Here is a 9435-nt window from a genome sequence, read left to right as displayed (position 1 = left end):
GCGCCCGGTCCCTCCTGCCCCCGGCCGCCCCCCCCCCCCCGGGGGGGGGGGGTCCGGCCCCCTGGGGTTGGGCCCCCCCCCCCCGCCGCCCCTCCTCGTTTCTCACCCGGTACGGGTGAGCGCGCCTCACCCGTACCGGCGGGAGGGTCGGGGCATGACCACCACGTCCGCCGTGCGCACCGACCAGCAGATCCAGCGCGACGTCCTCGCCGAACTGGACTGGGACGCGCAGACCCGGGCCACCGAGGTCGGCGTGACAGTCGCGCGGGGCGTCGTGACGCTCACCGGCCAGGTGGACAGCTACGCCCGGCGGTGGGCCGTCGAGCGCTGCGCCCACCGGGTACGCGGCGTCCGGGCGGTCGCCAGTGACCTGGCGGTCGACCTGCCCGCCACGGACCGGCGTACCGACGCCGACATCGCGATCGCTGCGAGCCGGGCGCTGGAGTGGGACAGCTTCGTGCCCGCCGAGCGGCTGGACGTGACCGTCGCCGACGGCTGGATCATGCTGCGCGGCGAGGTCGAGTTCGGCTTCCAGCGCCGTACCGCCGAACGGGAACTGCGCCGGCTGCGCGGCGTACGCGGGGTGACGAACCTGGTCGAGGTGCGGCCGCCGACCCCGCCGAGTGACGAGCAGAAGCGGATCGACCTGCGCCGCCTGCTGCTGCGGCGTACCGGGACCGAGCGGATCGACGCCCGGGTCGACGGCGACACGGTGGTGCTCGACGGTGTGGTGAGCGCCTGGTGGCAGCGGGAGGACGCGGAACGGGCCGCCTGGGCGCTGCCCGGCGTACGGGAGGTGCACGTCGGGATCGTGGTGTCCGGCTGACCGCCCGTCGTTTACCGCGGGCCGGGCCGGGAACCCGCGCGCAGCGGGGTACGCCGGGGACCGACGGGGAGGACTCGTGGCCGTGAACCAGCAGTCCTCGGAGCGCGCGTGGGCCGGGCCGTTGCGGATCGCCATGGTGGTGCCGCCGTGGCTGTCGGTGCCGCCGCCCGGCTACGGCGGGCTGGAGACAGTGGTGGCGGGGCTCGTCGACGCGCTCGTCGACAGGGGGCACCGCGTCACGCTGTTCGGCGCCGGGACCGAGCACGGCACCGCCGCCGACTTCGTCTCCACCTGCGACGACCTCCAGTACGAGCGGATGGGCGAGTCGCTGCCCGAACTGGCGCACCTGGCCCACGTGGACCGCCTGGTCGACCCGGCCGACTTCGACCTGATCCACGACCACACCACGATCGGCCCGATGGTGGCCGGCCGCCGCCGCGTGCCCACTGTGGCCACCGTGCACGGCAACCCGGTCGGCGAGTACGGCACTGTGCTCGGCAACACCGACCGGGGTGTGGGCCTGATCGCGATCTCGCACGCCCAGCGCCGGGCCAACCCGGGGTTGCCCTGGGCGGGCACCGTGCACAACGCGATGCCGCTGCGGGACATCCCCCGCAAGCGCAGCCCGGGCGCGGGCCCGGTGCTCTGGCTGGCCCGGTTCAGCCCGGACAAGGGCCCGGACGTGGCGATCGCGGCCTGCCGGGCGGCCGGGCTGCCGCTCACGCTCGCGGGCAAGTGCAACGAGCCCGCTGAGCGCCGCTACCTGGAGCAGGTGGTCCGGCCGCTGCTCGGCGACGACGTGACGCCCGTGGTGAACGCGGATCGGGTGACCGCGCTGCGGCTGCTGCTGGACGCCCGCTGCCTGATCATGCCGATCCAGTGGGCGGAGCCGTTCGGCATGGTGATGGTGGAGGCGATGGCGACGGGTACGCCGGTGGTGGCGCTGGGCCGGGGCGCGGTGCCGGAACTGGTCCGCGACGGGGTGACCGGCTTCGTCTGCGACCACCCGGGCGAGCTGCCGGCGGCGTTGCGGGCGGCGGCGGACCTGGACCCGGCGGACTGCGTGGCGCACGTGGCGGAGAACTTCTCGGTGGAGCGGATGGCCGCCGACTACGAGGCGGTCTACCGGGGCTTCCTGGCCGCGCGGGCGCCCGCACGGGCACAGCGGGCGGTCGCGCCGGTCGTGGCCGGCTGACCCGTCAGGTCTGCCCGGCCACGAGTTCCGCCGCGGCGGCGTCGAGTCGCCGCGCGTACCCGGGGCTGATGCTGCCCTCGCGGCGACGTTCGTCGATCTTGCCGCGGAGCCGGTCCACGGCGGCTGTCACCTCGCCCTCGCCGTTCGCGGCGACCGCGTTGCGCAGCAGGTTGCGCAGGTCCACCCCGACGTCCTCGCGGATCTGGCCCTCGGTCAGCCCGGCCTCGATCAGCCCGTCCACCCGTTCGGCGGCGTCGGCCTGACCGGCGGCCGGCGGGCGCACGCCGCCGGTCGACGGCAGAGTGGTCGGCCCGGCCGGCGGCGTGGTGGCCGGCTCCTCGGTCACCGGCGGTTCGGCGGGCGACGGCTGCACCGGCCCGGCGGTCGGCAGCACCCGGGGGCCGGCGGGCCGGTCCGGCGTCAGCGCGGACGCCAGCAGCGCCGCCGCGGCGACCACAGTCACGCCGACTGCGGCCAGCGTGAGGGTCCGCCGCCGGCCCGGAACCGGCTGTGCGGCGGGATCCTGCCCCGGCTCCGGGATCGGCTGCGCCGCGGGGGCCTGGCCCGGGGCCGGCGGCCCCGCCGGTTCCGGGCCGGCCGGCGGCGGGGAGGTCAGCGCGGGCAGCGTCATGGTCGGCGCCAGCATGGTGGCCGCCTGCGGGTCGGCGGGCAGCATCTGGTCGCGCAGCACGGCGGCCACCTGGTGCGCGGTGGGCCGGTGACGCGGGTCGCGGGCCAGGCAGCGCAGGCAGATGTCAGCGACCGGCCCGGGCAGGCCCGGTACGTCGTCCAGTGTGGGCTCCGGACAGTCCGCGAGCGCCGCGCTCAGTTGTTCCCAGGTCTCCGCCGGGTACGGGGGGTGCCCGGTCAGCGTCTCGAACAGCAGCACGCCGAGCGAGTACACGTCGGTGGCCGGCTGGGCGGGCGCGCCGTCGAGCCGTTCCGGGGCCACGTACGCCGGGGTGCCGAACGTGCCGCCGTCCTCGTCGTCGTCCGGCGTGCCGATCCGGGTGGCGATGCCGAAGTCGAGCACCTTCGCGCCGGTGCCGGTCATCATCACGTTGGCCGGGGTCACGTCGCGGTGCACGATGCCGAGCCGGTGCGCCGCGGCCAGCGCCTCGGCCACCTGCGCGCCCGTCTCCACCGCCGCCGGCCAGGGCAGCGGCCCCTGGGTCAGCAGGTGTTCCAGCTCTTCGCCGCTGAGCAGTTCCATCACCACGAACGAGGTGATGGAGCCGTCCGGGGCCACCGTCTCGCCGTAGTCGTGCACGGCGGTGACGTGCGGATGGTCGAGCTGGGCGGCCGAGCGGGCCTCCTCGCGCACCATGTCGCGGAACCGCGCGTCGGCGGCGAGCGAGGGGGCGAGCACCTTCACCGCCACCACCCGGTCGAGCACCTCGTCGCGGGCACGCCAGATCACCGACATGCCACCGGCACCGATCCGGTCGATGAGCCGGTACCGCCGGGCCAGCAGACGGCCGGCCTGGAGTGTCGCCATCAGCTCGCACCTGCCTGGGCTCGGGAGCGCTATCAGGTTGCGGGAATGTGTCTGACCTGTCAACAGTCGTCCCGTTGACGATCGCGCTGTGTCATAGCTCGGGCGGCGTCGCGTGACGCTCCCACCTCGGTCGGGGCGGCCACCCGGCCGGGTGTGGGCCGCGTGCCAGGATGAACGGCATGGCAGCAGGTCCGGTGGCGTTCGTGCTCGGCGGCGGGGGAGTGCTCGGCGCGGTCGAGGTGGGCATGCTGCGTGCCCTGTTCCGCGCCCGGATCAGACCCGACCTCGTGCTGGGTACGTCGATCGGCGCGGTCAACGGCGCCCTGGTCGCCGCCGACCCGACCGAGGCGGTCACCGACCGGCTGGTCCGGCTCTGGGCGTCGCCCGAGGCCAGCGAGGTGTACGGCGACTCGGTCGCCCGGCAGCTGCGCCGGTTCGCGGCACGTACCCACCTGCACTCGCCCCGCCCGCTGTACCGCCTGCTGGAGAGCGCGCTGGGCGAGGACACCACGTTCGCCGACCTGGCCGTGCCGTTCCGCTGCTGCGCCGCGAACATCGAGCGCGCGGCCGAGCACTGGTTCCACACCGGACCGCTGGTGCCGGCGGTGCTCGCCTCCGCCTCGGTGCCCGGGCTGCTGCCCCCGACCCAGCTCGACGGCCAGCACTACATCGACGGCGGGGTGGTCAACTCGATCCCGGTCGGCGAGGCGGTGCTGCTCGGCGCGAAGCAGATCTTCGTGCTCCAGGTGGGCCGGATCGAACGCGAGCTGACGCCGCCGCGCCGCCCCTGGGAGATCGCCCAGGTGGCGTTCGAGATCGCCCGCCGGCACCGGTTCGCGCGGGAGATGGCGGCGCTGCCCGAGGACGTCGAGGTGCACGTGCTGCCCACCGGCGGGCTGGAGCCGCGCGACGACAGCCCGTGGGCGTACCGGGACACGGCGGCGGTGGGACGGCGGATCAGTCGCGCGTACACTGCCTCCCGCCGATACCTGGACACCGCGCTGGAGCGCTGAATGCCGCTGCCACCCCGCTGGCTACGCCGGCTGGTGCTCGCCCCTGGTGTGGTGCTGCTGGCCTTCTTCGTGGTGACCACGCTGCCGGCCTGGGCGCTGCTGGCGCTCGCCGCGTCCCCGCTGGTGCCGGGACGGCTGCGCCCGCTGCGGCTGCTCTGGATCGGCACCGTCTACCTGGTCTGGGACGCCGCCGCGCTGCTCGCCCTGTTCCTGCTCTGGCTCGCCTCGGGCTTCGGCGCGTACAAACGCGCGCCGGCCTTCCAGCGGGCCCACTACGTCCTGGCCGGGTGGTTCCTGCGGATCATGTTCTGGCAGGCCCGGTGGACGCTGCGGCTGAGCATCGACGTGGTCGGCACCGACCCGGACACCGCCCTGCCGGGCCGTCCCGAACTCGTGGTCTGCCGGCACGCCGGGCCGGGCGACTCGTTCATCCTGATTCACGCGCTGGTGAACTGGTTCAGGCGGGAACCCCGGATCGTGCTCAAGGAGACCCTCCAGTGGGATCCGGCCATCGACGTGCTGCTCAACCGGTTGCCCAACCGGTTCATCGCGGCCGGGCCGGACGGGCGGGAGTCGGTGGTGCGGCAGATCGGGCACCTGGCCACCGGCCTGGACGACGACGACGCCTTCGTGATCTTCCCGGAGGGCGGCAACTTCACCCCGTCGCGGCGGCTGCGCGCGATCGACCGGCTGCGGTCGCTCGGCCTGGAACGGATGGCGCGGCGCGCCGAGCGGCTGCGGCACGTGCTCGCCCCGCAGCCGGGCGGGCTGCTCGCCGCGCTCGACGCCGCGCCGGACGCCGGCGTGATCTTCGTGGCGCACACCGGCCTGGACCAGATGCTCACCGTCGCCGACGTGTGGCGCGAGCTGCCGATGGACAAGCGGATCGTGATGCGGTTCTGGTCGGTGCCGCCGGAGGAGATCCCGGCCGGCAAGCAGGAACGCATCGACTGGCTGTTCGACTGGTGGGCCCGCATCGACACGTGGATCGCCGCCAACCGCAACGGCGCGGCCGACACCTGACCGATTCCCCCCCGCGCCTGCTCGGCGTGGCGGCGGTACGCCACGTAGGGTGCGCTGGTGGATCAGATCTGCGTGGTGACGACTGTGGTGGACGCCCGCGGGGTCGCGGACGTGCTGGCGGCCGCGGCCGTCGCCGGCCGGCTGGCGGCCTGCGCCCAGGTCGGCGGCCCGGTGGACAGCACCTACTGGTGGCAGTCGGCGATCCAGACCACCGCCGAGTGGCAGGTGCGGTTCAAGACCGCGCCGGACCGGGTGGACGCCCTGGTCGACCAGCTCCGCGCCAACCACCCGTACGAGGTGCCGGAGATCCTGGTCAGCCGGGAGGACAGCGGCAACCCCGGCTACACCGCCTGGGTACACGAGCAGACCCGGCCCTAGGTACTCCTACTCTGTCGGTCCGCTCCGCCGCTGACGAAGCTGGCGGGGTGGAGAACACCGGCTACCCCTGCCCCGGTTGCGGCGCCCCGGCCGACCTCGTCGCCGGATGCCGCGCCTGCGGCCGCCCGCCCTACCCGCCCGCCGCCGAGGTTGTCCGGCTGGACCGGGAGATCACCGAGCTGGTGCCGCGCGTCGAGGCGGCCCGGCTGACGTACCAGGATCTGTCCGGCCGGCTGGTCACGGCCCGGCAGCGGCGGGCGGTGCTGGCGGCCCGGATCCGGCAGGAGATCCCCGCGCCGCGCGCCGCCGGTCCCGCGCCGCTCCCGGCGCCGGCGCCGCCGCGTCAGCTTCCGCCCACCCCCGTCGCGGTACGCCCCGGCGGCGCGGAGACCTCCACCCGCGCGGTCCAGGGCCTGCTGTTCGTCCTCGGTGGCCTGCTGCTCGGCACCGCCGCCGTGGTGTTCACCGCCGTCGCCTGGAGCACGTTCGGGGTGGCCGGCCGGGCGCTGATCCTGCTCGCCGTCACCGCGCTGGCCCTGGTCGCGCCGCTCGTCGCCCGGGCCCGCGGGCTGCGCGGCACCGCCGAGACGCTCGCCTCGGTGGCGCTGCTCCTGGTGGTCCTGGACGGATCCGCCGCCTGGTCGGTGGACCTGTTCGGGGTGACCGGCCTGCCCGGCAGCCGGTACGCGGCGCTGGTGGCGGCGGGCAGCGCCGCGGTGGCCGCCGGTTACGCGCTGGTCAGCCGCCTCACCGCACCCTGGTTCGCGGCGTGGCTGCTCGCGCAGCCGGTGCTGCCGCTGGCCGCTGCCGCGTTCCGGCCCACCGCTGCCGGCTGGGCGCTGGTGCTGACCGCCGTGGCGCTCGGTGACCTCGCGGTCGTGGTCGTGCTGCGCCGCCGTACCTCCGGCAATCGCACGGCGCTGGTGGCCGGGCGGGTGCTGGGCTGGACCGGGCACGGCACGGCGCTGGTCCTGGCGGCCGGCTGCGCGCTGGTGCCGCTGGCGGTCGGCCACGCGGCGGGCACGCCGCTGCTGGCCGGCGGTCCGCTGCTGGTGGTGGCGCTGGCGCTGGTCGCCGGCGGGCTCGCCGCGGGTGGCCGCCTCTGGCGCGCGACGGCCACCGGGCTGCTGGTGCCGGTGCTCGCGGTCGCGCTGATCCGGCCGGTCGGCGAGTGGCGGTCCGGGCTGCTGCTGCTCGCCGCCGGCCTCGTGGTGGCGGCGCTCGCCGGTGCGGTCCGGGCGTTGCCGGCGCCGGTCCGGACCGGTCCGCTCGTGGGCGCGCTCGCCGTGGCCGCCGCGCTGGGCCAGGTGGCGGTCGTGCTCACCGGCCTGGTCGGCGCGTCCACCGCGAGCGTCGGCTTCCCGGCCTGGCAGGGCGGCCGGGACGTGCCGGTCCCGTCCTGGGGCTGGCAGCTTCCGGTGGCCCTGCTGCTGACCGCCGGGGCGGTCGCGCTGCTGACGCCCCGGGCCGTCCGGCCGCTCGCCGGCGTGGCCGCCGCCGGTCTGGTCGCCCTCGCCGCGCCGGCCGTGACGGCGACGCCGTGGCCGCTGGTGCTGGTCGTGGACCTCGCGACGGCCGCCGCGCTGCTGCTGGCGGCGGTGGCCCGGCCGCGTGGAGGGCGGGTCGTCGTGCCGGTCACCGCGTCGGCCGGGGCGGTACTGCTCGGGCACGCGCTGCTCGTCGGCTGCGCCGCCCCGGGCGGGGCCGTGGCCGTGCTCGCCGTCACGGCGGTGCTCGGCGCGGCGCTCGCCGCGCTGGGCCGACGTGGACAGGGCGCGCAGCCGGTCGTCGGCGGCGTCGCGCTGGCCGTTTCGCTGCTCGCCGTACCGGCGGGCGTGGCGGTCGCGCTGCTCGGCCTCGGCGCGCCGGCCTGGTGGCAGCTGCGCGGCGCGACCGCCGCCGTCGTGGTGCCGGTCGTCGTCGTCCTCGCCGTCCGTCGCCTGTGGACCGACCTGAGCGGGTACGCCTCGACGGGGCTCGCCGTCGCGCTCGCCGGGGTCGGCCTCGGGCCGCTCGTCGCGCCGGGCGGGGAACCGGTGGCGCCGTACGCCACGGCGGGGGTGCTGCTGGCGCTCGCTGCCGGGGCCGGCTCCCGGCCGGTGGTCGCGCTGCGCGCAGTAGGTGCCGTGCTGGCCGTCGTGGCGTTGCTGGCCGTGTCCCCGGTGGTGCTGACGCTGCTCGTGGACCTGCCGGTGCAACCCTGGTCCGGGGTGCCCGCCGTCGCGGCTGCCTCCGCCGGGACCGCCCGCGCCGGGCTGGTGCTGCTGCTCCTGGGCGTCGCCGCCGGGGCGTACGCCGCCACGGACCGCCGCGTCGCCTGGTGGCTCGCCGCGCTGCCGTTCGGCGCTGTCGCGCTGCCGGTGCTGGCGGAGGCGGCCGGTGCCCCCTGGCCGGTGGTGCCGGCGGTCGCGTTCGGCGTCGGGCTGGCCGCGCTGCTGGTCGTCGCGCTCACCGGCGCGCGCCCGGTGGTGCTCGTGCCGCTCGGGGCGGTGCTGGCCGTACCCGGGTTCGGTGGCCTGCTCGCCACCCGGGCGGGAACGCTCGCCGCACTCGGGGCGCTGGTGGTGGCCGGTGCCGTGACCGGGGCGGCCGGGCGGCCGGCTGTGGTCCGGATCGCGGGGTGGCTGGGCGCGGTCGCGACTGCCACCGGGTTCGCGGTCACCGCGTCACTGGCGGCGGGGCTGCCGCTGCGTACCGCGGCGTTCGCCGCCCTGGCCGTCGCGGCGGTGACGCTGCACGCGGTGCCGCTGCTGCGCGTGGTCCGAGGGCCGGGCGGCGTCGGCACGGGGCGGGCCGGTGCGTGGGCGCTGGAGGCGGCGGCGCAGGCCGTGGCGCTGCTCGCGCTGCTGCTCACCGGTGGCTCGCTGCGGTACGCGGCGGCGGTCTGCGTGCTGTGGGGTGTGGCCGTCGCGGTCCGGGTGCCGCGCCGGGGCGAGTCGCCGGCCGGGCGTCGCGTGCTGGCGGCGGTGGCCGCGGGCAGCGAGCTGGTCGGCGGGTGGCTGCTGCTCGCCGCGGGCGGGGTGGTCGTGCTGGAGGCGTACACGCTGCCGGCGGCGGCGCTCGCCCTGGGCGCCGGGCTGCTGGCGCTGCGGCGCCGGCCCGGGCTGACCAGCTGGCTGGCGCTCGGCCCGGGACTCGGCGCGGCGTTCCTGCCGAGCCTCGTGTCGGTGCTGGTGTCAGGCGAGCCGCAGCCGTGGCGGCGGCTGGCGCTCGGCGCGGCGGCGCTCGCCGTCGTGCTCGGCGGGGCGGCCCGGCGCTGGCAGGCGCCAGTGGTGCTGGGCGCGGCCACGCTGGTGCCGCTGGCGCTGCACGAGCTGGCCCGGGGCTGGGACCTGCTGCCCCGCTGGATCTTCCTGGGCCTCGGCGGGCTGCTGCTGATCGGGCTTGCCGCCACCTACGAGCGGCGCCGGCGCGACCTGGTCCGGCTGCGCGACGCCGTCGCCCGGCTCGGCTGACCCGGCGGGGATGCGGCCCGGGCGGGAGACGATCCCGCCCGGGCCGA

The 9435-nt window shown here is 76.9% G+C and carries 7 protein-coding genes; 6 read left to right on the top strand and 1 reads right to left on the bottom strand.

Annotation, left to right across the window (positions count from 1 at the left end):
- The first annotated feature begins 154 nt into the window (after positions 1-154).
- Positions 155-826, top strand: a complete 672-nt coding sequence (locus FB454_RS05055) for a BON domain-containing protein (RefSeq protein WP_071097881.1) — start codon at positions 155-157, stop codon at positions 824-826.
- Between the two features lie 82 nt (positions 827-908).
- The gene (locus tag FB454_RS05050) at positions 909-2021 is read left to right on the top strand and encodes a glycosyltransferase family 4 protein (RefSeq protein ID WP_369830089.1); all 1113 of its coding nucleotides are present in this window, start codon (positions 909-911) and stop codon (positions 2019-2021) included.
- A 4-nt stretch (positions 2022-2025) separates the two neighbouring features.
- On the opposite strand, the gene FB454_RS05045 is transcribed toward FB454_RS05050, so the two are convergent.
- Positions 2026-3519 carry a serine/threonine-protein kinase gene (locus FB454_RS05045; RefSeq protein WP_145822582.1) on the bottom strand — a complete coding sequence of 498 codons (1494 nt, stop codon included), beginning with the start codon at positions 3517-3519 and terminating at the stop codon, positions 2026-2028.
- A 179-nt stretch (positions 3520-3698) separates the two neighbouring features.
- Here FB454_RS05045 and FB454_RS05040 point away from each other — a divergent pair, with 179 nt between their 5' ends.
- From FB454_RS05040 to FB454_RS05025, 4 genes are read left to right on the top strand one after another with little or no spacing between them, the layout of a single operon-like run.
- Positions 3699-4532, top strand: coding sequence for a patatin-like phospholipase family protein (locus FB454_RS05040; RefSeq protein WP_013475295.1), 834 nt, complete (start codon positions 3699-3701; stop codon positions 4530-4532).
- On the top strand, positions 4533-5555 hold the full coding sequence (locus FB454_RS05035) for a 1-acyl-sn-glycerol-3-phosphate acyltransferase (RefSeq protein ID WP_030271844.1): 1023 nt from the start codon (positions 4533-4535) through the stop codon (positions 5553-5555).
- A 57-nt stretch (positions 5556-5612) separates the two neighbouring features.
- Positions 5613-5933, top strand: a complete 321-nt coding sequence (cutA, locus tag FB454_RS05030; protein ID WP_013288324.1) for a divalent-cation tolerance protein CutA — start codon at positions 5613-5615, stop codon at positions 5931-5933.
- A 47-nt stretch (positions 5934-5980) separates the two neighbouring features.
- A complete protein-coding gene (locus tag FB454_RS05025; protein ID WP_145822581.1) occupies positions 5981-9388 on the top strand; it encodes an SCO7613 C-terminal domain-containing membrane protein in 3408 nt (1135 codons plus the stop codon).
- Positions 9389-9435 lie beyond the last annotated feature (47 nt).

The sequence above is a fragment of the Micromonospora sp. CNZ297 genome (genome assembly GCF_007827625.1).
This window is presented reverse-complemented; position numbering and strand designations above follow the sequence as displayed.

What these genes read in the sequence shown, in the direction of transcription:
- FB454_RS05055 (WP_071097881.1), top strand. Translation starts at nt 155, where the DNA reads ATGACCACCACGTCCGCCGTGCGCACCGACCAGCAGATCCAGCGCGAC.
- FB454_RS05045 (WP_145822582.1), bottom strand. Translation starts at nt 3,519, where the DNA reads ATGGCGACACTCCAGGCCGGCCGTCTGCTGGCCCGGCGGTACCGGCTC.
- FB454_RS05035 (WP_030271844.1), top strand. Translation starts at nt 4,533, where the DNA reads ATGCCGCTGCCACCCCGCTGGCTACGCCGGCTGGTGCTCGCCCCTGGT.
- FB454_RS05040 (WP_013475295.1), top strand. Translation starts at nt 3,699, where the DNA reads ATGGCAGCAGGTCCGGTGGCGTTCGTGCTCGGCGGCGGGGGAGTGCTC.